The following is a 21,368-nucleotide window of genomic DNA, read 5'->3' as shown; positions in this document are numbered from 1 at the left end:
CTCCGCATACGCTCCCGCCGACTTCTCCTCCTGGACCTGCCCGGCGCCGCTGCGCGACCACGACAGGATCGTCATGGGGCACGGCGGTGGCGGCACGCTGTCCGCGGAACTGGTGGAGCACCTGTTCGCGCCCGCCTTCGGCAGCGACGTGCTGGCCGAGCTCGGCGACTCCGCCCATCTGCTGATGGGCGGCGCCCGGCTCGCCTTCTCCACCGACTCCTTCGTCGTACGGCCGCTGTTCTTCCCCGGTGGCAGCATCGGGGACCTCGCGGTCAACGGCACGGTCAACGACCTGGCCATGGCGGGGGCCGTACCGGCCTACCTCTCCTGCGGATTCATCCTGGAGGAGGGCGTCGAGCTCTCCGTGGTGGGGCGCGTGGCCGAGGCACTGGGCGAGGCGGCCCGGACGGCCGGGGTGGTGATCGCGACCGGTGACACCAAGGTCGTCGACGCCGGCCACGGCGACGGCATCTTCATCAACACCGCCGGGATCGGCCTGATCCCGGACGGCGTCGACATCCGCCCGCAGCGCGCGGCCCCCGGTGACGTGGTGCTGGTCAGCGGGCCGATCGGCGTGCACGGGGTGGCCATCATGAGCGTGCGGGAGGGGCTGGAGTTCGGCGTCGAGATCCAGAGCGACACCGCGTCGCTGGCCGGTCTGGTCGCGGACATGCTGGCCGCCTGCCCCGACATCCATGTGCTGCGCGACCCGACCCGCGGCGGTCTGGCCACCTCCCTGAACGAGATCGCCGCGGCGGCGCGGGTCGGCATCGCGCTCGACGAGCGTTCCCTGCCCGTCCCGGAGACGGTCGCCAACGCCTGCGCCTTCCTCGGTCTCGACCCGCTGTACGTGGCCAACGAGGGCAAGCTGGTGGCGTTCGTCGCGGCCGAGCACGCGGACGCCGTGCTCGCGGCGATGCGCGCCCACCCGCTGGGCAAGGAGTCCGTGGCGATCGGCCACTGCGTCCCCGAGCATCCCGGCATGGTGGTCGCGGCCACCGGCCTGGGCGGCACCCGGGTGGTGGACATGCCGCTCGGCGAGCAACTCCCCCGCATCTGCTGACCCACCGCGCCGACGGCTGCTGCGGCCACTGCGGCTGCTGCTGAAGCCGCGTCCGCCGGCGGCGAGATTTCCCCGAGGCCGGTCCCCGTTGACAACCCGCATCACGCGGGCGTCACCGGGGACCGGCCTCTTCCTGTGCCCGGCGGGTGCAACCCTCTCGCAACGTCCGGGATGGTGGGCTGTTCCGCGACAGCCGTGACACCCGAGGGGGAGAACCGATGGACGTCGTCCCGCGCGTGGAGCTGACGCCCGTGGCCGCCGAGCTGCTGCGGCGGCTGCGCACCCAGCACGGACCGCTGATGTTCCATCAGTCGGGCGGCTGCTGCGACGGCAGCGCGCCGATGTGCTACCCGGAGGGCGAGTTCCGCACCGGTGGCTCCGACGTACTGCTGGCCGAGCTGGAGGTCGAGGGCGTCGACGAGCCGATCACCTTCTGGATCTCGAAGAGCCAGTACGCGCTGTGGAGCCACACGCGGCTGATCGTGGACGTCGTGCCGGGCCGGGGCAGCGGCTTCTCCCTCGAAGCACCCGAAGGAGTGCGTTTTCTGATCCGTTCCCGCGTCGTCGGCGCCTAGCCACCGGCCGGGGCACCAACCTCTGGTGCAATTCCCCTGAGTCCTGGGAAAGTTGACGAGACATCAGGGGGCACGGTGACACGTCGCGGCAGACGGTTCAGAACGGCACTGACGGTCTTCACGGCAAGCGGAGCGCTGGCCGGTGCGGCCCTGACGGGGGCGGCACCGGCCAGCGGCGCGGAGAGCGCGACGGACATCGCGCCCGGCGTCGAGTACACGCAGCTGGACATCCCGGCGGCCAAGGGAGTCGCTCACGCGCACGTATTGAACGTCGATCTGCGCAATCCCCACGTGCGCGTCGACCTCCTCTACCCCGGCGCCGTGGCGTCGAGGGAGCCCGTGTCCGAGCTGGCCGACTCCCGGGGTGCGGTCGCCGGAGTCAACGGCGACTTCTTCAACATCACGGAGACCCAGCATCCGGGCGTCGAGGCGACGGGCGCGACCGTGGGGCCGGCGATCGCGAGCGGCCGCGGGCTCAAGGCCGCGGTCCCCGACGGCCAGCGGTTCGGGCCGGCGCTGCCGCCCGGCACGACCACCGAGGACGTGTTCGGCGTGGGCGTCGACCGCCGGGCCCGGCTGGACAGCGTGGCCCTGGACGGGTCCGTCCGCAGTCCCGACGGCACCTGGCCGCTCGGCGGGTTCAACCAGTACGCGCTTCCGGTCGGCTCCGTCGGCGCGTTCACCGCGGACTGGGGCAGCGTCTCGCGGGTGCGCGCGACCTGCGGCACGGACACGAACCGGGCAGCGCCCTGCAGCACCGACACCTACGAGGTGACGGTCCGCCACGGCCGGGTCGTGTCCGCCGCGGACGCTCCGGGCAGCGGACCCATCGCCCCGGACACCACCGTGCTCGTAGGCCGCGAGGCGGGCGCCCAGGAACTGCGGAAGCTGTCCGTGGGCGAATGGGTCGGGGTCCGGCACCGGCTGGTGGCGAAGACCTCGCGGGTGCCGTACCGCTTCGCGGTCGGCGGCTATCCGATGATGACCGACGGTGTGCCGCTGCCGGGTCTGGACGACAGGACCGCTGCCGTACGGACCGCGGTGGGCTTCTCCGACCACGGGCGCCGGATGCAGCTCCTCGCCCTGGACGGCGCCCCGGAGTACCGCAACGGGCTCACCATCGCCGAAGTGACGGCGGCGATGAAGGAGTTGGGGTCGCAGGACGCCTTCAGCCTGGACGGCGGTGGATCCACGACCATGGTCGCCCGGCAGGCGGGGGAGGACTCCGTCAGTGTCCTCAACCACCCGAGCGGTGGCGCCGAGCGTCCCGTCCCGAACGGTATCGGGGTGTTCGCGGGTCCCGTGACCCGGCGGCAGGTCATGGCGTCAGGCTGCCCACGATGTCAGCCGTCGCGGTGAGACCGCTGTGGATGGTCGGAGCCATACTCGTACTGGCCAGCAGGAACCCGAGCAGGGCGCAGACCAGCGCGTGGGACATCTTCAGACCTCCGTTGCGGAGGAAGATCACCGCCAGCAGCAGGAGCAGCAGTACCGCAGAGATGGAAATGGCCATCGTCAACCTCCTCCGCCACGTCCACTTCGCGGCGTTCGGCCGTCAGTGTGGCGTAGCGGAGGGTGCGTCCGAGCTGCTGACGTGTCCCCCGAACGGGTGGTCTTCTCCCGTCGGTCGCGGGCGTCCAGGAACTCTTCGAGACCGCCCAGGTCACCGGTGTTGAGGTAGTCGACGTCGGCGGCGAGAAGTTCGCGCCGGAGCGCCTCGCGTGTCGGACCCGCCAGGTCGGGGGTGGCCCAGAGCCGGACCTTCTGTGGCCCAGAGCCGGACCTTCTGCCGGCGCGCGTGCGCGGCCGCCATGATGCTCCGCAGCTTCTCGCGCTCGACGTCCGGGCGGCCCCGGGTGTACCGCCCGCCCGTCTCCGGTATCCGAAGAAAGCCCGCCCCCAGTGGGGCGGGCTTCACTCGGAAACGGTGTCAGGGCGCCTGGAGATCGACCAGTTCGGCCAGGGCCGCGCGATGCGCGCCCGCCGTGCCGTAGGCGATCGAGTCGGCCTTGGCGCGCTTCAGATACAGGTGCGCCGGGTGCTCCCATGTCATGCCGATGCCGCCGTGGAGCTGAAGCGCCTCCTCGGCCGCGTGCACGGCGACGGGTGCCGCGTACGCCTGGGCGACGGCGACGGCCAGGTCGCTGTCGGCGCTGCCGGTGGCCAGCGCGTCGGCTGCGTTCCGGGCGGCGGCGCGGGTGTTGACGACCTCCAACCAGACCTGGGCCAGCCGGTGCTTGAGCGCCTGGAATCCGCCGACCGGCCGGTTGAACTGCTTGCGCTCCTTGAGGTAGCGGACCGTCTCGGTCAACGACCAGTCGGCGAGCCCGAGTTGCTCGGAGGCGAGCAGTCCGGCGCCGGCCCGCAGCGCACGCCGTACGGCGTTCCGGGCGTCCTCGGTGAGCAGCCGCGCGGGCGCCGAGTCGAAGGTGATCCGGGCGAGCGGCCGGGTCTGGTCGAGACAGATCTGCGGGACGATCGTGACGGCGCCCGCGTCGACGGCGTACAGCCCGCCGTCCTCGGCCGGGACCAGCAGGACGTCGGCGGCGGCCGCGTCCGCGATGCCGGTCAACTCCCCGTGCAGGGAACCGTTCTCCAGCCGTACGAGCTGGTGGGCGGCGCCCGGTCCGACGTTCAGCGGGACGGCGAGGGCGCCCACCGTGCGGCCGGAGGCGAGCGCGGCGAGCAGCTCCGCCGCGGCCGGTCCCTCGCAGGCCAGCAGCGCCTCGGTCGCGACCACGGCGCTCGTCAGATAGGGCACGGGAGCGACCGCGCGGCCCAGCTCCTCCAGGACCACGGCGGCTTCGCGGTGAGTGGCGCCCTGGCCGCCGCGCTCCTCGGGCACCAGCAGGCCCGCGAGGCCCATGCCCTCCGAGAGGGCCTTCCACAGCTCGGGGTCGTGCGGAGTGCCCGACTCGGTGCGGGTGATGACGTCGGCCGCGGCGCAGCGGTCGGTGAGGAGGTCGCGGACGGCGGCGCGCAGCGCCTCCTCCTCCTCGGTGTAGAGCAGATCGGGCTCGGTGCTCACCTGGCTCATCGGGCGAGGTCCTTCCATGCGACGTCCTTGTCGGTGCGCGGCTCGGACGGCAGGCCCAGGACGCGTTCGGCGACGATGTTCAGCAGGACCTCGCTGGTCCCGCCCTCGATGCTGTTGCCCTTGGAGCGCAGGTAGCGGTACCCGGCGTCCCGGCCGGTGAAGTCGACCAGTTCCGGCCGGCGCATCGTCCAGTCCTCGTACAAGAGGCCTTCCTCGCCGAGGAGTTCGACCTCAAGGCCGCTGATCTCCTGGTTCAGGCGGGCGAAGCCGAGCTTCATGCCGGAGCCCTCGTGGCCGGGCTGGCCCGCCACGAGCTGCTGGCGCAGCCGCTCGCCGGAGAGCCGGGCGACCTCGGCCTCGACCCACAGCCTCAGCAGCCGCTGGTGGGTGTCGTGGGTGCGCAGTTCGGGCCGCTCGCGCCAGGTCTTGGCGACCGGGCCGATCATGCCGCCCTCGCGCGGGATGCGCATGCCGCCGATGGAGACGCGTTCGTTCATCAGCGTGGTCTGCGCGACCCGCCAGCCGTCGCCGACCTCGCCGAGGCGGTGCGCGTCCGGAATGCGCACGTCGGTGAGGAAGACCTCGTTGAACTCGGCCTCGCCGGTGATCTGGCGCAGCGGCCGTACCTCGACACCCGGGTCGGTCATGTCGCAGATGAAGTAGGTGATGCCGCGGTGCTTGGGCACGTCCGGGTCGGTGCGGGCGATGAGGATGGCCCAGCGGGCGAGGTGGGCGCTGGAGGTCCACACCTTCTGCCCGTTGATCACCCAGTCGCCGCCGCCCCCCGGCGCGTCCCCGTCCGCGCGGACCGCGCGGGTGCCGAGCGCGGCGAGGTCCGAACCGGCGCCGGGCTCGCTGAAGAGCTGGCACCACACCTCCTCGCCGACCCACAGGGGCCGCAGGAAGCGCCGCTTCTGCTCCTCGGTGCCGAAGCCGAGGATCGTCGGCGCCGCCATGCCGAGGCCGATGCCGATGCGCCGCGGGTCGTTGTCGGGCGCGCCCGCGGCCGCCAGTTCGGCGTCCACGACGGCCTGGAGGCTGCGCGGGGCACCGAGGCCGCCGAGGCCCTCGGGGTAGTGCACCCAGGCGAGTCCGGCGTCGAAGCGTGCCTTCAGGAAGTCCACGCGATCGGTTTCCAGCGGAGGATGCGCTGCGAGCAACTCCTGGGTGCGGCGGCGCAGTTCGGCTGCGTCGGTCATGCGGCGGCTCCGTTCTCCAGTGTGGGCACCACGGCGATCCGCCCGGTGGTGACTCCGTCGGCGACCCGCTGCACGGCGGCGGCCGCCCCGCTCAGCGGCACCCGCTCGCTCACCAGCGGCTTGATCGCGCCCCGTGCGGCGAGCTCGGTGAGCTGCTCGTGGCAGTGCAGGACCAGCTTCGGGTTCTTGGTGTTGTACAGGCCCCAGTGCAGGCCGAGGATCCCGTAGTTCTTGACGAGGGCGTGGTTCAGCGCGGCGCTCGGGATGGAGCCGCTCGCGAAGCCGACGACCACGATCCGGCCCTCGAAGGCGACGACCTTCGTGGACTGGGTGTAGGCCTCACCGCCGACCGGGTCGTAGATCACGTCCGCGCCGCGTCCGCCGGTGGCTTCCTTGACGGCGCCGATGACGTCCTCGGCGCGCCGGTCGATGACGACGTCGCAGCCCAGTTCGCGTGCCACGGCGGCCTTGTCGGCGCCGCCCACGACGCCGATGACGGTCGCGCCCGCCGCCTTTCCGAGCTGCACGGCGGCGCTGCCGACCCCACCGGCCGCCGCGTGCACGAGCAGGGTCTCGCCGACCTCCAGGCGGGCCCGGCGGTGCAGGCCGAACCAGCCGGTCTGGTAGCCGATGTGCAGGGCCGCGGCCTCGGCGTCGTCGAGGGCTTCGGGTGCCGGGAGCAGGGCGGCGGCGTCCGCGACCGCGTACTCGGCGAATCCTCCGTGCGGCAGCGCCGGGGTGGCGATCACCCGGCGTCCGTCCTCGGTCTCACCGCAGATCTCCACGCCGGGGGTGAACGGCAGCGGCGGCCTGACCTGGTACTGGCCGCGGCACATCAGCGCGTCCGGGAAGTTGATGTTCGCGGCGCGCACCTTGAGCAGGACCTGGCCGTCACCGGGTGTCGGCCGATCCACCTCCTGGAGGCGCATCGCCTCTGCGGGCTCGCCGTTCTGGTGCACTTGCCATGCCTGCATGCGGGGCCTCCAGGGGACTGCGTCGTCTGACCGGGGTCGATCGCATACTAAGCGGTCGCTTGCCACCCTGGGAACAGTCGGCGGCCGTCGTCTTCGCCACGCCCGGCCCCAGGGCCCCCGCCGTGCCCGCCGCAAGCGTCTTGCCACGCCCGGCCCGAACGCCTTCGCCATGCCCGACGCGAGCCGCCCCGCCGCCCGCTCTCACAGCTCCTTGCCCCGCACCTTGGGCCGCGCCCGTACGTGCATCCGCTCCCCCTGCGGACCGAACAGACTCAGGAACTCCACGGGCCCCTCGCCCGTCGACCCGAACCAGTGCGGAACCCGGGTGTCGAACTCCGCCGCCTCCCCCGCCCCGAGCACGACGTCGTGCTCGCCGAGCACCAGCCGCAGCCGCCCGGACAGCACGTACAGCCACTCGTAGCCCTCGTGCGTCCGCGGGTCGGGTTCCATGGTCCGCCGCGGTTCGACCATCTTGTACGCCTGGAGTCCGCCTGGCTGGCGGGTCAGCGGCCAGTACGTCCGGCCGCCCCGCACGATCGGCTCGGCGCGGACCCGGGGGTCGCCGACCGGCGGGGCGCCGACCAGTTCGTCCAGCGGGACCTGATGGGCCCGCGCGATGGGCAGCAGCAGTTCCAGGCTGGGTTTGCGCAGCCCCGACTCCAGTCGCGAGAGCGTGCTCACCGAGATGCCGGTCGCCTCGGACAGTCCGGCCAGCGTCGCGCCGCGCTCCTTCCTGATGCGCCGCAGCCGCGGACCGACCTCGGCGAGAACCTCGTCCGTCGCCGCGTCGCCGGTCGCCCGCTGCCCGGCTCCGTCACTGACACCCGCAGGGCCCGCGTCACTCATCCCGCCACTCGTCCCGTCACTCGTCCCACCTCTCATCCCTTCATTGCAGAATCGGCAAAGCCATTTGTCAATCCGGCGCCGACGGGGCGACCTTCTGCGTGGAGGTGGTCACCATGACCGGGACATACGAAGTGGTCGTCGTCGGCGGCGGCACGGCGGGGCTCTCCGCGGCGCTGGTGCTCGGCCGGGCGCGGCGCCGCACGCTCGTCGTCGACGCCGGCGAGCCGCGCAACGCCCCCGCCGCGCACCTGCAGGGCTATCTGACCCGGGACGGCATGCCGCCCGCCGAGTTCCTCGCCGAGGGCCGACGGGAGGTCGAGGGTTACGGGGTGGAGATCGCCCGGGACCGGGTGGTGGACGTGGTCCGGGACTGCACCGGGGAGTTCGACGTCACCCTCGGGGCCGGGCAGACGGTCCACGCGCGCCGGCTGATCGTCACCACGGGCCTGGTGGACGAGCTGCCCTCGGTGCCGGGCGTCGCCGAGCGTTTCGGACGCGATGTGCTGCACTGCCCGTACTGCCACGGCTGGGAGGTCCGCGACGAGGCGTTCGGTGTGCTCGCCAGTACGCCGTTGTCCGTGCACCAGGCGCTGATGGTCGGCCAGTGGTCGAAGGACGTCACGCTGTTCCTGCACACGGTGACCGAGGACGGGCTCTCCGACGAGGACCTGCGCCGGCTCGCCGCCGCCGGGGTCGCCGTGGTGCCGGGCGAGGTCGCGGAACTGCTGGTCGACGGCGACCGGCTCACCGGTGTGCGGCTCGCGGACGGAACGAGGTACGACCGCTCGGTGCTGTTCGTGGCGCCGCGCCCGGTGCCGCGGACCGGGCTGCTCGACCGGCTGGGCGCGGAGCTGCGGGAGACGCCGTTCGGCGCCTACCCGGTCGTCGACCCGACGGGGCTGACGAGCGTGCCCGGCGTCTGGGCGGCGGGCAACGCCGTCGGTTTCGCGGAGCAGGTCGTGAACGCGGCGAGCGGCGGATACCGCGCGGCGGCCACCCTCAACGGCGAACTCCTCTTCACCGACCTCGACGCGACCGTGGCACGGGGCTAGGCCGGGACCAGGCCGCCGGGCGGCGGGCGGCTCTCGCCTCCGGGCGCCGGGAGGGCCGGGCCACACGGAGGACGAAGCCGGGCGCCCCACCGCGGGAGGCCGCCCGATCGCGGGAGGCCGCCCGATCGCGGGAGGCCGCCCGATCGCGCCGGACGGCGGACTCGGCGGCGTGCATCGGCCGGCCTGCATCGCACGAGGGCGCCGCCGCCGTCCAAGCGTTCCGCGGCCCCCCTCCGGCGAGCCCCGCCGCCGTCTCCGCGCTCCCGTGGAGCCCCCGGGCCGCCGCGGGAGCCGTAGGGTCGCGCCCGGCCCGTACGGGTGTGAACCCCGCGTCCGCGTTGCACCATGGCTGCATGCTGCTGAGCCGGCTCGCCCATGTGTCCCAGGAGGTCGCCGCCACCTCGGCGCGGTCCCGGAAGACCGCTCTGCTCGCGGAGCTGTTCCGTGACGCCGACGCGGACGACGTGCCGGTCGTGATCCCGTATCTGGCGGGGCGGCTTCCGCAGGGCCGGCTCGGGATCGGCTGGAAGGTGCTGAGCGAGCGGGTCGCCCCCGCCGCCGGACCCACCCTCACCGTGCGCGAGGTGGACGCCCGCCTCACCGCGCTCGGCCAGGTCTCCGGAACCGGCTCCCAAGCGGAACGGGCGCGCCTGGTGGGCGAGTTGATGGGGGCGGCCACCGAGGACGAGCAGCGGTTCCTGTTCGGGCTGCTGACCGGCGAGGTGCGCCAGGGCGCGCTGGACGCGGTCGCGGTCGAGGGGCTCGCCGAGGCGACCGGCGCGCCCGCGGGGGACGTACGACGGGCAGTGATGCTCGCCGGTTCGCTGCAGGCCGTCGCGCGGGCCCTCCTCGCGGACGGCCCGGGGGCCCTGGACGGCTTCCGGCTCACCGTCGGCCGGCCGGTGCTGCCGATGCTGGCGCACACCGCCGCCTCCGTCTCCGAGGCGGTCGGCAAGCTCGGCGCGTGCGCGGTGGAGGAGAAGCTCGACGGCATCCGGGTACAGCTGCACCGCGACGGCGAGGACGTCCGTGTCTACACCCGCACTCTCGATGACATCACCGACCGGCTCCCCGAACTCACCGCTGCCGCAAGGGAATTGCGGGGCGAGCGGTTCATCCTGGACGGCGAGGTGATCGCGCTGGACGAACAGGGGCGGCCGCGTTCCTTCCAGGAGACGGCCGGCCGGGTGGGGTCCCGCGTCGACGTGGCGACGGCCGCGGAGACCGTGCCCGTCTCCCCCGTCTTCTTCGACGCCCTCTCCGTCGACGGTCGGGAGCTGCTGGACCTGCCGTTCACCGAGCGGCACGCGGAACTTGCCCGGCTGGTGCCCGAGCCGATGCGGGTCAGGCGGACGCTGGTGCCGGGGCCCGACGGTGCGGCGGAGGCCGAGACGTTCCTCGCCGACACCCTGGCCCGGGGGCACGAGGGCGTCGTGGTGAAGGCCCTCGACGCCCCGTACAGCGCGGGCCGGCGCGGTGCCGCCTGGCTGAAGGTCAAGCCCGTACACACGCTCGACCTGGTGGTCCTCGCGGCCGAATGGGGACACGGACGGCGCACCGGCAAGCTCTCCAACCTGCACCTGGGCGCCCGGACCGGCGACGGCTCCTTCGCCATGCTCGGCAAGACGTTCAAGGGCATGACCGACGCGATGCTCACCTGGCAGACCGAACGGCTGCGGGAGCTGGCCGTCGAGGACGACGGCCACGTGGTGACCGTACGGCCCGAGCTCGTCGTCGAGATCGCCTACGACGGTCTGCAGCGGTCCACCCGCTACCCGGCCGGCGTCACCCTCCGCTTCGCCCGGGTCGTGCGCTATCGCGAGGACAAACCACCGGCCGAGGCCGACACGGTGGACACCCTGCTGGCCGCCCACCCGGAGGTGACCCGATGAGCGGCGGGCAGCACGGGAAGAGGAGCGCGGGACTGCTGTTGTTCCGGCACACCGACAACGGCGTGGAGGTATTGCTCGGCCATATGGGCGGCCCGTTCTTCGCCCGGCGGGACGCCGGGGCCTGGACCCTCCCGAAGGGCGAGTACGAGCCCGACGAGACGGCCTGGGACGCGGCCCGCCGCGAGTTCCGGGAGGAGCTCGGGCTGCCGCCGCCCGACGGGGAGGCCATCGCGCTCGGCGAGGTCACGCAGACGAACGGCAAGGTCGTCACGGCCTGGGCGATCGAGGCGGATCTCGATCCGGCGGCCATGGTCCCGGGCACGTTCACGATGGAATGGCCGCCGAGGTCGGGACAGCGGCAGGAGTTCCCCGAGCTGGACCGGGTGGAGTGGATGGCCCCGGAACGGGCCCGGACACTGCTCGTGAAGGCGCAGACGATGTTTCTCGACCGGCTGGCGGAGCACTCGGCCTGAGAGTCGGCGTTCGGCCAGAAGCGCCGGCTCACCCCGGGAGTCCTCCGCGTTGCGCCGCGCCGCCCCACGCGGGAGGGTCGGGGAACAGCCCGCTTTCAGGAGGTCGGCCATGCCCATCGCGACGGTGAACCCGGCGAACGGCGAGACGCTCAAGACGTACGACGCCCTCGGCGCCGAGGAGATCGAGCGCAGGCTCGCTGCCGCCGAGGCCACGTTCCGCACGTATCGCACCACCCCGTTCGCCGAGCGGGCGCGGCTCATGCACCGGGCCGCCGATCTCCTGGACGAGGACCTAGACGACATCGGCCGGGTGATGACCACCGAGATGGGCAAGCCGGTCAAGCAGGCCCGCGCGGAGGCCGCCAAGTGTGCCAAGGCGATGCGCTGGTACGCCGACCACGCCGAGGATCTGCTCGCCGACGAACTCGCCGCCCCCGCCGACGCCGCGGACTCCGGGGCCTCCCGGGTCCTCGCGCGCTACCGGCCGCTCGGCCCCGTGCTCGCCGTGATGCCGTGGAACTTCCCGCTCTGGCAGGTGGTCCGGTTCGCCGCGCCCGCGCTGATGGCGGGCAATGTGGGCCTGCTCAAGCACGCCTCGAACGTCCCGCAGACCGCGCTGTACCTGGAGGACCTGTTCCGCCGGGCGGGTTTCCCCGAGGGCTGCTTCCAGACGCTGCTGATCGGCTCGGGGGCGGTCGAGGGCATCCTGCGCGACCCGCGCGTCAAGGCGGCCACCCTCACCGGCAGTGAACCGGCCGGCCGGGCTGTCGCCTCGGTCGCCGGGGACGAGGTGAAGAAGACGGTGCTGGAGCTCGGCGGCAGCGACCCGTATGTCGTGATGCCGTCCGCCGACGTCGAACGCGCCGCGCGGATCGCCGTGACGGCGCGTGCGCAGAACAACGGGCAGTCGTGCATCGCCGCCAAGCGGTTCATCGTGCACACCGACGTGTTCGACGCCTTCGCGGAGCGGTTCGCGGCGGGCATGCGGGCCCTCAAGGTCGGCGACCCGCTCGACGAGGACACCGAGATCGGCCCGCTCTCCACCGAGCAGGGCCGCGCCGACCTGGAGGAACTCGTCGACGACGCCGTGGAGAACGGCGCGACGGTGCTGTGCGGCGGCGGACGCCCCGACGGCTTCGGGGACGGCTGGTACTACGCGCCGACCGTGCTCACCGACATCACCGCCACGATGCGCGTCCACCAGGAGGAGACGTTCGGGCCGGTCGCCACGCTGTACCGGGCCGCCGACCTGGACGAGGCCCTGGCGCTCGCCAACGACACGCCCTTCGGGCTCAGCTCGAACGTGTGGACCCGTGACCAGGCCGAGGTGGAGCGGTTCGTACGTGATTCGGAGGCGGGCGGCGTGTTCGTCAACGGGATGACGGCCTCGCACCCGGCGTTCCCCTTCGGCGGGGAGAAGCGGTCGGGCTACGGACGTGAACTGTCGGGTCACGGAATCCGCGAGTTCTGCAACATCACCACCGTATGGCACGGAGCGTGAGCGTTCCGCAGTTACGATCCCCTGTGTGAACCGCGAAGTGACCCTCCCCCTGATCGTCGACGACCGCGGCACGTTGCAGGTGGCGGCCGCCGACGTCAGCAAGCTGCTGCGTACGGTGGGCGGCCGGTGGCTGCATCTGGTGGAGGCCGGCCAGGACGGCCTCGACGAGGACACGGTGGCCGCGCTCACGATCGAACTGGCCAAGCTGGCCGACCGGATCGACGTGGCCTGCATCGCGCACAGCAGCGGGACGAGCGGTCGCTGAAGCGACAGCGCCCGGCCTGGCACCGGCCCCGCCTCCGTACACCGGCCTCTGTCCGGTGTACGGCCCTGTCGGGCGCGCTGTCTCTGCCGGGTGTGCGGTTCATGGCCGAGCATGCGGACCGGCCGGACGTACGCCCTCTACCCCGCCCGGCGCCGGACGGCCTGCTGGGTGGATGCCGGACTCCCCCGCCCCGGCCGGTCCCGACCGGGGCGCCCCGCCGTTCCCGGACTCAGACGACCCGCTGGTCCAGTTCCCACAGGGCGTGCCAGAACTTCGCCTCGTAGGCCTGGAGCAGCCGTCCGTGGCGGTGGACGTCGTCCCCCGGGATCCATCCGGCGTCGAGCCCGGCCTGTACGGCGGCCAGTGCCCTGTTCTCCAGTTCGGGCGCGGGCGCGGCGAAGAGGTCGAAGAACCCGCAGGCCTCGTCGTCCAGGCCGTAGTGCCGGCGCAGGGCCTCGGCGATCGTCTCGCAATAGCCGCCCCACGCGGCGAAGTTGGCGCCCAGGGCGAGGACCACGTCGGTCGGCTCCCCGTTCAGGGCGAGCCAGGCGACGTACGCGGGATAGGCCTGGCAGTCGGCGAGCGGTTCGTACTCCGCCGCCTGTGCCTCGTCGGCTCCGACCGCGGCGGCGAAGGCGGCGAGCCGGTCCCCGGCCAGCGCCTCGCCCTGCGCGAGCATCTCGAAGAAGGCGGCGCTCGCCGGGTCGGCGGCCGACGTGTCCGTGCCCGCCGCCGAGCGTTCGGCCAGATGAAGGAACGCTCGGTGGTCGGCGGCGATCACATGGCGTTGTTCGAGGGCGAGGGCCGCGAGCGTGGACCGCTGGGCGGCGCCCCGGTCGATCAGGGGCAGCAGCCGGTTGGCATGGGGGTCCGGGGCGAGTTTCCCGGTGATGTCCTCCAGGACTTCCCTGGCCGTCCGCGTCATCGCACGCTCCTTCGGTCCGGCAGACTCCGAGCCCCTTCGACCAGGGTGCCATGCCCGGCCGCGGCACCCCGGTTCCGCCGGGCCGCCGCGATGTCGCAGGTCCGGCCGGTGACGGTCGCATCGAAGGCGAGGCGGACGTGTTCGTTCCCCGCGCCGCGCGGGCACTCCGCGCGACGCCCGGGACACCCGTGCTCCGCGTGCCTCGTCGGGGGTGCGGGGAACACGACGGGGGCCGTGAAACCGGCCCCCGGAGCGCGCGGAGGCCTCAGCGGATCGGCATCCCGGACAGGGTGCGGGCGATCACCAGTCGCTGGATCTCACTGGTGCCCTCGAAGATCGTGTAGATGGCCGCGTCGCGGTGCATCCGCTCCACCGGGTACTCCCGCGTGTAGCCGTTGCCGCCCAGGATCTGGATCGCCTGGCCGGTGACCTTCTTCGCCGTCTCGCTGGCGAAGAGCTTCGACATCGATCCCTCGGCGGCCGTGAACGGCTTGCCGTTGACCGCCATCCAGGACGCCCGCCACACCAGCAGCCGCGCCGCGTCGATCGAGGTGGCCATGTCGACGAGCTGGAAGGCGACACCCTGGTTGTCGATGATCGGGCGGCCGAACTGCTCACGCGTCTTCGCGTAGTCGAGGGCGACCTCGTACGCGGCGCGCGCGGTGCCCACCGCCATGGCGCCGACGGCCGGACGGGATGCCTCGAAGGTGGCCATCGCGGCGTTCTTCACCCTCTCGCCGCCACCCGCCTTCGCGCGCTCACGGGCACGGGCGAGGCGCTCGTCGAGCTTCGCCTTGCCGCCGAGCAGGCAGGAGGCGGGGATGCGCACGTTCTCCAGGACGACCTCGGCGGTGTGCGAGGCGCGGATGCCGTGCTTCTTGAACTTCTGGCCCTGGGACAGGCCGGGCGTGTTCGGCGGGACGATGAAGGAGGCGTGGCCCTTGGAGCCGAGCTCGGCGTCGACGACCGCGACGACGACATGGACGTTGGCGATGCCGCCGTTGGTCGCCCAGGTCTTCGTGCCGTTCAGGACCCACTCGTCCTTGGCCTCGTCGTAGACGGCACGCGTACGCATCGAGGCGACGTCGGAGCCGGCGTCGGGCTCGGAGGAGCAGAAAGCCGCGACCTTGACATCGTTGGCATCGCCGTACATCTGGGGGATCCAGGTGCCGATCTGCTCCTCGGTGCCGTTGGCGAGGACGCCCACGGCGGCGAGGCCGGTGCCGACGATGGACAGGGCGATGCCCGCGTCGCCCCAGAACAGCTCCTCCATGGCCATCGGTATGCCGAGACCGGTGGGATCGAAGTACTGCTGGGCGTAGAAGTCCAGGGAATAGATGCCGACCTTCGCGGCTTCCTGGATGACCGGCCAAGGAGTCTCTTCGCGCTCGTCCCATTCGGCGGCCGCGGGACGGATGACATCGGCGGCGAAGCCGTGCAGCCAGTCCCGGACCTCCTTCTGTTCGTCGTTGAGCTCCATGGTGAACTCGGCCATGTCCCCTCCAGCGCTGCACTAAACTGTTACTTGCGGTAACTGGAGTCTGTTACCGGCTAGTAGAGAAAGTCAACTCCCGAGCTCCGCTCGGCAGCCCGTTCGATACCCATACGGCGATCAGTGTTAGTTTGCGCAGGCGTCACCGAATCACCACGGGTGGGGAGAGCACATGGACACCACACAGCGGACCGATCAGCAGAGGTCCGCCGACCGCCGCCGGCGCGAACTGCTGGAAGCCGCCGACAGAGTGGTGCTCCGCGACGGCCCCGGGGCCTCCATGAACGCCATCGCCGCCGAGGCGGGCATCACCAAGCCCATCCTGTACCGCCACTTCGGCGACAAGGGCGGCCTGTACGCCGCGCTCGCCAAGCGGCACACCGACGCACTCCTCGAAGCGCTGCGGGCGGCCCTGGACGCCCCGGCCGAACGGCGTGAGCGCGTCGAGGCGACGCTCGATACGTACTTGGCCGCCATCGAGGCCCGGCCGCAGGTCTACCGTTTCCTGATGCATCCGGCGGAGGGCGGCCAGCCCGGCGACCCCGGCTTCGACGTGGGCAAGTACTCCGCGCCGGTACTGCGCCGCATGGGCGAGGAGCTGGCCGAGGTCATCGAGGAGCGGGTGGACCTCGGGCCGGGCAGCCAGCAGCTCGCGCGGGTGTGGGGCCACGGCATCGTCGGCATGATGCACGCCGCCGGTGACTGGTGGCTCGGCGAACGGCCGTGCACGCGCGCCGAGTTGGTACGCAGCCTCGCCGACCTGCTGTGGGGCCGCCTCGCGGCGGCGGGAGACCGAGTCGGCGGACCGGGGTTCTGATCAGGGTTCCGACCAGGGTTTCCGACCCCGAGGCCTGGCCCATGCACCCGATCCGGGTCTCTCCGGGCTCCCTGACCAGGGATCAGGCGGACAGCCCGTCAGGGACCCGCCGGAGGCAGGGAGCAGCGCGCCACCGGCGGCCGGATGCGCCGACGGCGCGGGACCGCCCTCAGCCGCTCCAGGAAGCCCGCGCCACCTGCCGCAGCAGGCGCCGTCGGCGCCACCCCGTCAGCCGGTCCGCGTACACCCCGCCGTCGAGGTGGTCGCACTCGTGCTGGAGGCACCGCGCGAACCAGCCGGTGCCGTGCACGGTGACCGGCTCGCCGGTCACCGTGCACCCCTCGACGATCGCGTGGTCGTACCGCTCGGTGCCGGCCTCCAGTCCGGGCAGCGAGAGACAGCCTTCCGGTCCGCGCAGGACCACACCGTCCGCCTCGACGAGACGGGGGTTCACCATATGTCCGACATGACGGACATCATCGTCGTCCGGGCAGTCGTACACGAAGACCCGGAGGCCGACGCCGACCTGGTTCGCGGCGAGGCCGACGCCCTCGGCCGCGTACATCGTCGCGAACATGTCCTCGACGAGTGCGGCGAGTTGGGGGCCGAAGTCGGTGACGTCCTCGCAGGCCGCGCGGAGGACGGGGTCGCCGAGCAGGGTGAGGGGCCGGACATGCCCGTGGGTGCCCGGGATGGAACCGTGTCGCATGGCGGCAAGGGTACGGTCCTGGTAGGCGCGCGCATGTCGCGCCGGCACCGAGGTGGTGCCGCGATTCGGGCCCGTGAGTGGATCTCGATAGGCTGAGCCCCCAACGGTGCCGGGGGCAGGGGCGCGGCGCGTACGCAAGGAGGATCGAGAAACGATGTCAGGCAACTCGGACCCGCTGTCGCCGCGGGCCAAGCTGGCCGTGACGGCGGGCAAGGCGGCGGCGGCCGTCTCGCGGGCCGCCGGACGCGGCAGCGGATCGGTGATCGGCGGCCGGGTGGCGCTCAAGCTCGACCCCGACCTGCTGGCGAGGCTCGCCACGCACCTGGACGTGATCCTGGTGTCGGCCACCAACGGCAAGACCACGACGACCCGGCTGATCGCGGAGGCCCTGGGCGCCGCGGGCCCCGTCGTGTCCAACGCGCTCGGCGCCAACATGCCCGCGGGCATCACCTCGGCGCTGGCCGGAGGCTCGGACGCCAAGTTCGCGGTCATCGAGGTCGACGAGAAGTACCTCGCCGGTGTGGCACGTGACACCGACCCGAAGTGCATCGCGCTGCTGAACCTCTCGCGCGACCAGCTCGACCGGGCCGCCGAGACGCGGATGATGGCCGAGCACTGGCGCGAGGGTCTGGCCGGTTCCAAGGCCGTCGTGGTCGCCAACGCGGACGACCCGCTGGTGGTCTGGGCGGCGTCCTCCTCGCCGAACGTCATGTGGGTGGCGGCCGGTCAGATGTGGAAGGACGACGCCTGGTCCTGCCCGTCCTGCGGCGGTGTGATGCAGCGCCCCGGCGACGACTGGTTCTGCGGCGACTGCGGCTTCCGCCGTCCCAGCCCGACCTGGGCCCTGTCCGGGGACCACGTCCTCGACCCGCACGGTTCCGCGTGGCCGATCCACCTCCAGCTGCCGGGCCGCGCCAACAAGGCCAACGCCGCCTCCTCGGCCGCCGTGGCAGCCGTCTTCGGCGTGCCGCCGCAGGTCGCCCTGGAGCGCATGTACCAGGTGCAGGCGGTGGCCGGACGCTACGACGTGGTGCAGTTCATGCAGCGCGACCTGCGTCTGCTGCTCGCCAAGAACCCCGCGGGCTGGCTGGAGACCTTCTCCCTGATCGACCCGCCGCCGACCCCGGTCATCCTGTCGGTGAACGCGCGCGGCGCCGACGGCACCGACACCTCCTGGCTGTGGGACGTCGACTACACCCGCCTGACCGGACACCCGATCTTCGTCCTCGGCGACCGCAAGCTCGACCTCGCCGTACGTCTCGAAGTCGCGAACCAGCAGTTCCAGGTCTGCGAGAACCTCGACCAGGCCGTGCAGCAGGCACCGCCCGGACGCATCGAGGTCATCGCGAACTACACCGCTTTCCAGGACTTGAGGCGTCGTGTCGGCAACTGAGCCACGGAGGACGAAGAGAATGAGTGACAACAGCCTGCGTCTGGTGTGGATCTATCCGGACCTGCTGAGCACCTACGGCGACCAGGGCAACGCGCTCGTCGTGGAGCGCCGGGCGCGTCAGCGCGGCCTCGACGTGGCCCGCGTCGACGTGCGCAGCGACCAGCCGATCCCGACCTCCGGCGACATCTACCTGATCGGGGGCGGCGAGGACCGGCCGCAGCGGCTCGCCGCGGAGCGGCTGCGCCGCGACGGCGGTCTGGACCGTGCGGTCGGCAACGGCGCGATCGTGTTCTCCGTCTGCGCCGGCTACCAGATCCTCGGGCACGAGTTCATCAACGACCTCGGCCAGCGCGAGCCGGGCCTCGGTCTGCTCGACGTGGTCTCGGTGCGCGGTGAGGGCGAACGGTGCGTCGGTGACGTCCTCGGGGACATCGACCCGCGGCTCGGTCTGCCCCCGCTGACCGGCTTCGAGAACCACCAGGGTGTCACCCACCTCGGGCCCACCGCCCGCCCGTTCGCGAACGTGCGGCTCGGCAAGGGCAACGGCACGGGCGACGGTACCGAGGGCGCGTACAACGACACGGTCTTCGGTACGTACATGCACGGGCCCGTCCTCGCCCGCAATCCGCAGATCGCGGACCTGCTGCTGAAGCTGGCCCTCGACGTCAACGCGCTGCCGCCGATCGACGACCGCTGGTACGAGGCGCTGCGCTCCGAGCGCATCGCGTCCGCCCAGCAGCCCGCGTAGGACAGGCCCGCCCGGCGGGACAGAGGAACCGTTTCTCAAGGAGGAACGGTTCCTCTTCGCTTTTCCCGGAGGAACCGTTTCGGCCCCGGAAACGACCCGTCCAGCCTCGTCCGGAGCCCGTCTGAAACCGTATCCGCACAGGTGAGCGGGGCCGTCCAGCAGGCGGACGCACAGTGCGGACGGGCCCCCTCCCGCCGGTAGGGTGGCGGGGATCCTCGCCGGACAACGTGGTCCGGTCCCCGGACCACGTTGAGAAGGTATTTCGGGCTATGCGCATTGGTGTCCTCACGTCCGGCGGCGACTGCCCCGGCCTGAACGCCGTCATCCGGTCGGTCGTACACCGTGCCGTCGTCGACCACGGCGACGAGGTCATCGGCTTCCGGGACGGCTGGAAGGGTCTCCTGGAGTGCGACTACCTCAAGCTCGACCTCGACGCGGTGAGCGGAATCCTCGCTCGCGGCGGCACCATGCTCGGCTCGTCCCGGGTCCAGCCCGCGCACCTGCGTGACGGTGTGGAGCGGGCCAAGGGCCACGTCGCGGAACTCGGGCTCGACGCGATCATCCCGATCGGCGGCGAGGGCACGCTGAAGGCGGCCCGCCTGCTCTCGGACGGCGGCCTGCCCATCGTCGGCGTGCCGAAGACCATCGACAACGACATCGCGGTCACGGACGTCACCTTCGGCTTCGACACGGCCGTGGGCGTCGCGACCGAGGCCCTCGACCGGCTGAAGACCACCGCCGAGTCCCACCAGCGTGTGCTGATCGTGGAGGTCATGGGCCGCCATACCGGCTGGATCGCGCTGCACTCCGGCATGGCCGCCGGCGCCCACGCCATCGTCGTCCCGGAGCGCCCCTTCGACATCGAGGAGCTGGCCGCGCGGGTCGGCGAGCGGTTCGAGGCGGGCAAGCGGTTCGCCATCGTCGTCGCCGCCGAGGGCGCGAAGCCCCGCGAGGGCTCGATGGTGTACGACGAGGGCGGCAAGGACATCTACGGCCACGAGCGCTTCGCGGGCATCGCCCGGCAGCTCTCCATCGAGCTGGAGGAGCGGCTCGGCAAGGAGGCCCGGCCGGTCATCCTCGGGCATGTGCAGCGCGGCGGCACGCCGACCGCCTACGACCGCGTGCTCGCGACCCGGTTCGGCTGGCATGCCGTGGAGGCCGTGCACCGCGGCGAGTTCGGGAAGATGACCGCGCTGCGCGGCACCGACATCGTGATGGTGTCGCTCGCGGAGGCGGTCGAGACCCTGAAGACGGTTCCGGACGAGCGCTACGCCGAGGCGGAGTGCGTGCTCTGAGACGTACGCGGTCGGAACCGCCCCCGGTCGCGGCGGCGGCCGGGGGCGGTTCTACTCTGGTGCGGACAGACAGCGCACAACCTCCCCCACTGCCTTAAAAGGGCCTGGGAGGTACCCCAGAAACAGGAGCCGGCGGATGGATCACAGCGGGCACGGCATGACCACGGATCTGCCGCCGTTCACGCTGGGGCGGGGGCTCGAGTGGTCCCCGGACCCGTTCTTCCTCGTCGCGTGCCTGCTCGGGCTCGGGCTGTACGGCTGGGGAGTCGTGCGGCTGGCGCGGCGCGGCGATGCCTGGTCATGGGGCCGTACGGCCTCCTTCGTCGTCGGCGTACTGACCGTACTGATCATCACCTGCACCCGGCTGAACGACTACGGCATGCTCATGTTCAGCGTGCACATGGTCCAGCACATGGTGATCAGCATGCTGTCGCCGATCCTGATCCTGCTCGGGGCGCCGATCACGCTGGCGCTGCGGGCGCTGCCGGTGGCGGCGACGCGGGGCAACAAGGGGCCGCGTGAACTGCTGCTGATGTTCCTGCACAGCCGTTACATGCGGATCATCACCCACCCGGCCTTCACCATCCCGCTGTTCATCGCGAGCCTGTACGCGCTGTACTTCTCCCCCGTCTTCGACTTCCTGATGGGTTCCAGTACGGGCCACATCGTGATGATGTGCCACTTCCTCGCGGTCGGCCTGGTCTTCTTCTGGCCGATCATGGGCGTGGACCCGGGTCCGCACCGCCCGGGTTATCTGATGCGGATGCTGGAACTGTTCGCGGGCATGCCGTTCCACGCGTTCTTCGGCATCGCGCTGATGATGGCCTCGCAGCCGATGGTCGAGTCGTACAAGAATCCTCCGGCCTCCCTGGGCATCGACGCCCTCGCGGACCAGACCGCCGCGGGCGGCATCGCCTGGGCGTTCAGCGAGATCCCCTCCGTGCTCGTCCTGCTCGCGCTGCTCTTCCAGTGGTACAGCTCCGAGCAGCGGCAGGCCAAGCGCCAGGACCGGGCCGCGGACCGGGACGGCGACAAGGAACTCGAGGCGTACAACGCCTATCTGGCCTCACTCAACGCACGCGGCCGCTGAATTAACCGTGTCATTCGCGCTT

General features: G+C 72.1%; 21 protein-coding genes and 1 pseudogene. 13 read left to right on the top strand and 9 right to left on the bottom strand.

Translation table 11 applies throughout. The annotated features are described in order from the left end of the window. Window positions 1-73 precede the first annotated feature (73 nt). From hypE to ACIQRL_RS16525, 3 genes are all read left to right on the top strand, one after another. Window positions 74-1,063, top strand: coding sequence for a hydrogenase expression/formation protein HypE (gene hypE / locus ACIQRL_RS16535; protein ID WP_401332398.1), 990 nt, complete (start codon window positions 74-76; stop codon window positions 1,061-1,063). Between the two features lie 218 nt (window positions 1,064-1,281). Further along, window positions 1,282-1,638 (top strand): DUF779 domain-containing protein, encoded by a 357-nt coding sequence (locus ACIQRL_RS16530; RefSeq protein WP_401331918.1) that lies wholly within the window; start codon window positions 1,282-1,284, stop codon window positions 1,636-1,638. A 75-nt stretch (window positions 1,639-1,713) separates the two neighbouring features. Next, window positions 1,714-2,997 carry a phosphodiester glycosidase family protein gene (locus tag ACIQRL_RS16525; protein ID WP_401331917.1) on the top strand — a complete coding sequence of 428 codons (1,284 nt, stop codon included), beginning with the start codon at window positions 1,714-1,716 and terminating at the stop codon, window positions 2,995-2,997. Here the strand turns inward: ACIQRL_RS16525 and ACIQRL_RS16520 are convergent. The 6 genes and pseudogenes from ACIQRL_RS16520 to ACIQRL_RS16495 form a co-directional block, all read right to left on the bottom strand. Then, on the bottom strand, window positions 2,957-3,151 hold the full coding sequence (locus ACIQRL_RS16520) for a hypothetical protein (RefSeq protein ID WP_351865708.1): 195 nt from the start codon (window positions 3,149-3,151) through the stop codon (window positions 2,957-2,959). The genes ACIQRL_RS16525 and ACIQRL_RS16520 overlap by 41 nt on opposite strands. A gap of 116 nt (window positions 3,152-3,267) precedes the next feature. After that, window positions 3,268-3,484 (bottom strand): annotated as a pseudogene (locus tag ACIQRL_RS16515) (hypothetical protein); the annotation flags it as partial. Between the two features lie 84 nt (window positions 3,485-3,568). Further along, on the bottom strand, window positions 3,569-4,675 hold the full coding sequence (locus ACIQRL_RS16510; protein WP_401331916.1) for an acyl-CoA dehydrogenase family protein: 1,107 nt from the start codon (window positions 4,673-4,675) through the stop codon (window positions 3,569-3,571). Further along, on the bottom strand, window positions 4,672-5,874 hold the full coding sequence (locus ACIQRL_RS16505) for an acyl-CoA dehydrogenase family protein (protein WP_401331915.1): 1,203 nt from the start codon (window positions 5,872-5,874) through the stop codon (window positions 4,672-4,674). The genes ACIQRL_RS16510 and ACIQRL_RS16505 overlap by 4 nt, the downstream gene beginning before the upstream one ends. Then, window positions 5,871-6,848, bottom strand: coding sequence for an NADPH:quinone oxidoreductase family protein (locus tag ACIQRL_RS16500; RefSeq protein WP_401331914.1), 978 nt, complete (start codon window positions 6,846-6,848; stop codon window positions 5,871-5,873). Before ACIQRL_RS16500 ends, ACIQRL_RS16505 begins: the two co-directional genes overlap by 4 nt. A gap of 201 nt (window positions 6,849-7,049) precedes the next feature. Then, window positions 7,050-7,694: a helix-turn-helix domain-containing protein gene (locus tag ACIQRL_RS16495; protein ID WP_401331913.1), complete on the bottom strand. Its 645-nt coding sequence runs from the start codon at window positions 7,692-7,694 to the stop codon at window positions 7,050-7,052. A 113-nt stretch (window positions 7,695-7,807) separates the two neighbouring features. Between ACIQRL_RS16495 and ACIQRL_RS16490 the strand changes: the two genes are divergently transcribed. The 5 genes from ACIQRL_RS16490 to ACIQRL_RS16470 all read left to right on the top strand — a co-directional run bounded on the left by ACIQRL_RS16490 (window position 7,808) and on the right by ACIQRL_RS16470 (window position 12,877). Further along, a complete protein-coding gene (locus ACIQRL_RS16490; protein WP_401331912.1) occupies window positions 7,808-8,746 on the top strand; it encodes an NAD(P)/FAD-dependent oxidoreductase in 939 nt (312 codons plus the stop codon). Window positions 8,747-9,099: 353 nt separating this feature from the next. Further along, the gene (locus tag ACIQRL_RS16485; protein WP_401331911.1) at window positions 9,100-10,638 is read left to right on the top strand and encodes an ATP-dependent DNA ligase; all 1,539 of its coding nucleotides are present in this window, start codon (window positions 9,100-9,102) and stop codon (window positions 10,636-10,638) included. Continuing rightward, window positions 10,635-11,111, top strand: coding sequence for an NUDIX domain-containing protein (locus ACIQRL_RS16480; protein ID WP_401331910.1), 477 nt, complete (start codon window positions 10,635-10,637; stop codon window positions 11,109-11,111). The genes ACIQRL_RS16485 and ACIQRL_RS16480 overlap by 4 nt, the downstream gene beginning before the upstream one ends. Before the next feature lie 109 nt (window positions 11,112-11,220). Continuing rightward, window positions 11,221-12,612 (top strand): NADP-dependent succinic semialdehyde dehydrogenase, encoded by a 1,392-nt coding sequence (locus tag ACIQRL_RS16475; RefSeq protein WP_401331909.1) that lies wholly within the window; start codon window positions 11,221-11,223, stop codon window positions 12,610-12,612. Window positions 12,613-12,637: 25 nt separating this feature from the next. Continuing rightward, window positions 12,638-12,877, top strand: coding sequence for a DUF6213 family protein (locus tag ACIQRL_RS16470; protein WP_261704260.1), 240 nt, complete (start codon window positions 12,638-12,640; stop codon window positions 12,875-12,877). A 229-nt stretch (window positions 12,878-13,106) separates the two neighbouring features. On the opposite strand, the gene ACIQRL_RS16465 is transcribed toward ACIQRL_RS16470, so the two are convergent. Together ACIQRL_RS16465 and ACIQRL_RS16460 are read right to left on the bottom strand one after the other, a co-directional pair. Next, a complete protein-coding gene (locus ACIQRL_RS16465; RefSeq protein WP_401331908.1) occupies window positions 13,107-13,802 on the bottom strand; it encodes a transcriptional regulator in 696 nt (231 codons plus the stop codon). Window positions 13,803-14,067: 265 nt separating this feature from the next. Next, a complete protein-coding gene (locus ACIQRL_RS16460) occupies window positions 14,068-15,297 on the bottom strand; it encodes an acyl-CoA dehydrogenase family protein (RefSeq protein WP_401331907.1) in 1,230 nt (409 codons plus the stop codon). A 169-nt stretch (window positions 15,298-15,466) separates the two neighbouring features. Here ACIQRL_RS16460 and ACIQRL_RS16455 point away from each other — a divergent pair, with 169 nt between their 5' ends. After that, window positions 15,467-16,111, top strand: coding sequence for a TetR family transcriptional regulator (locus tag ACIQRL_RS16455; protein WP_328556921.1), 645 nt, complete (start codon window positions 15,467-15,469; stop codon window positions 16,109-16,111). Window positions 16,112-16,280: 169 nt separating this feature from the next. On the opposite strand, the gene def is transcribed toward ACIQRL_RS16455, so the two are convergent. Beyond that, complete coding sequence (gene def / locus ACIQRL_RS16450; RefSeq protein ID WP_401331906.1) at window positions 16,281-16,820, bottom strand: peptide deformylase; 540 nt, start codon at window positions 16,818-16,820, stop codon at window positions 16,281-16,283. A 154-nt stretch (window positions 16,821-16,974) separates the two neighbouring features. Here def and ACIQRL_RS16445 point away from each other — a divergent pair, with 154 nt between their 5' ends. The 4 genes from ACIQRL_RS16445 to ACIQRL_RS16430 all read left to right on the top strand — a co-directional run bounded on the left by ACIQRL_RS16445 (window position 16,975) and on the right by ACIQRL_RS16430 (window position 21,346). After that, entirely contained in the window at window positions 16,975-18,213 is a 1,239-nt protein-coding gene (locus ACIQRL_RS16445) for a MurT ligase domain-containing protein (RefSeq protein ID WP_401331905.1), read from the top strand. 19 nt (window positions 18,214-18,232) lie between these two features. Further along, window positions 18,233-18,961 carry a glutamine amidotransferase gene (locus ACIQRL_RS16440; protein WP_328556918.1) on the top strand — a complete coding sequence of 243 codons (729 nt, stop codon included), beginning with the start codon at window positions 18,233-18,235 and terminating at the stop codon, window positions 18,959-18,961. A gap of 269 nt (window positions 18,962-19,230) precedes the next feature. Continuing rightward, on the top strand, window positions 19,231-20,256 hold the full coding sequence (locus tag ACIQRL_RS16435) for a 6-phosphofructokinase (protein WP_401331904.1): 1,026 nt from the start codon (window positions 19,231-19,233) through the stop codon (window positions 20,254-20,256). Between the two features lie 136 nt (window positions 20,257-20,392). Then, window positions 20,393-21,346: a cytochrome c oxidase assembly protein gene (locus ACIQRL_RS16430; RefSeq protein WP_401331903.1), complete on the top strand. Its 954-nt coding sequence runs from the start codon at window positions 20,393-20,395 to the stop codon at window positions 21,344-21,346. Window positions 21,347-21,368: the final 22 nt, after the last annotated feature.

Source organism: Streptomyces sp. NPDC091209 (assembly GCF_044757755.1).
Lineage (GTDB): Bacteria > Actinomycetota > Actinomycetes > Streptomycetales > Streptomycetaceae > Streptomyces.
This window is presented reverse-complemented; position numbering and strand designations above follow the sequence as displayed.

Coding starts and splice junctions, on each gene's coding strand:
- hypE (WP_401332398.1), top strand. CDS start 74: ATGGGGCACGGCGGTGGCGGCACGCTGTCCGCGGAACTGGTGGAGCAC.
- ACIQRL_RS16530 (WP_401331918.1), top strand. CDS start 1,282: ATGGACGTCGTCCCGCGCGTGGAGCTGACGCCCGTGGCCGCCGAGCTG.
- ACIQRL_RS16520 (WP_351865708.1), bottom strand. CDS start 3,151: ATGGCCATTTCCATCTCTGCGGTACTGCTGCTCCTGCTGCTGGCGGTG.
- ACIQRL_RS16510 (WP_401331916.1), bottom strand. CDS start 4,675: ATGAGCCAGGTGAGCACCGAGCCCGATCTGCTCTACACCGAGGAGGAG.
- ACIQRL_RS16505 (WP_401331915.1), bottom strand. CDS start 5,874: ATGACCGACGCAGCCGAACTGCGCCGCCGCACCCAGGAGTTGCTCGCA.
- ACIQRL_RS16500 (WP_401331914.1), bottom strand. CDS start 6,848: ATGCAGGCATGGCAAGTGCACCAGAACGGCGAGCCCGCAGAGGCGATG.
- ACIQRL_RS16495 (WP_401331913.1), bottom strand. CDS start 7,694: ATGAGTGACGCGGGCCCTGCGGGTGTCAGTGACGGAGCCGGGCAGCGG.
- ACIQRL_RS16490 (WP_401331912.1), top strand. CDS start 7,808: ATGACCGGGACATACGAAGTGGTCGTCGTCGGCGGCGGCACGGCGGGG.
- ACIQRL_RS16485 (WP_401331911.1), top strand. CDS start 9,100: ATGCTGCTGAGCCGGCTCGCCCATGTGTCCCAGGAGGTCGCCGCCACC.
- ACIQRL_RS16480 (WP_401331910.1), top strand. CDS start 10,635: ATGAGCGGCGGGCAGCACGGGAAGAGGAGCGCGGGACTGCTGTTGTTC.
- ACIQRL_RS16475 (WP_401331909.1), top strand. CDS start 11,221: ATGCCCATCGCGACGGTGAACCCGGCGAACGGCGAGACGCTCAAGACG.
- ACIQRL_RS16465 (WP_401331908.1), bottom strand. CDS start 13,802: ATGACGCGGACGGCCAGGGAAGTCCTGGAGGACATCACCGGGAAACTC.
- ACIQRL_RS16460 (WP_401331907.1), bottom strand. CDS start 15,297: ATGGCCGAGTTCACCATGGAGCTCAACGACGAACAGAAGGAGGTCCGG.
- ACIQRL_RS16455 (WP_328556921.1), top strand. CDS start 15,467: ATGGACACCACACAGCGGACCGATCAGCAGAGGTCCGCCGACCGCCGC.
- def (WP_401331906.1), bottom strand. CDS start 16,820: ATGCGACACGGTTCCATCCCGGGCACCCACGGGCATGTCCGGCCCCTC.
- ACIQRL_RS16445 (WP_401331905.1), top strand. CDS start 16,975: ATGTCAGGCAACTCGGACCCGCTGTCGCCGCGGGCCAAGCTGGCCGTG.
- ACIQRL_RS16440 (WP_328556918.1), top strand. CDS start 18,233: ATGAGTGACAACAGCCTGCGTCTGGTGTGGATCTATCCGGACCTGCTG.
- ACIQRL_RS16435 (WP_401331904.1), top strand. CDS start 19,231: ATGCGCATTGGTGTCCTCACGTCCGGCGGCGACTGCCCCGGCCTGAAC.
- ACIQRL_RS16430 (WP_401331903.1), top strand. CDS start 20,393: ATGGATCACAGCGGGCACGGCATGACCACGGATCTGCCGCCGTTCACG.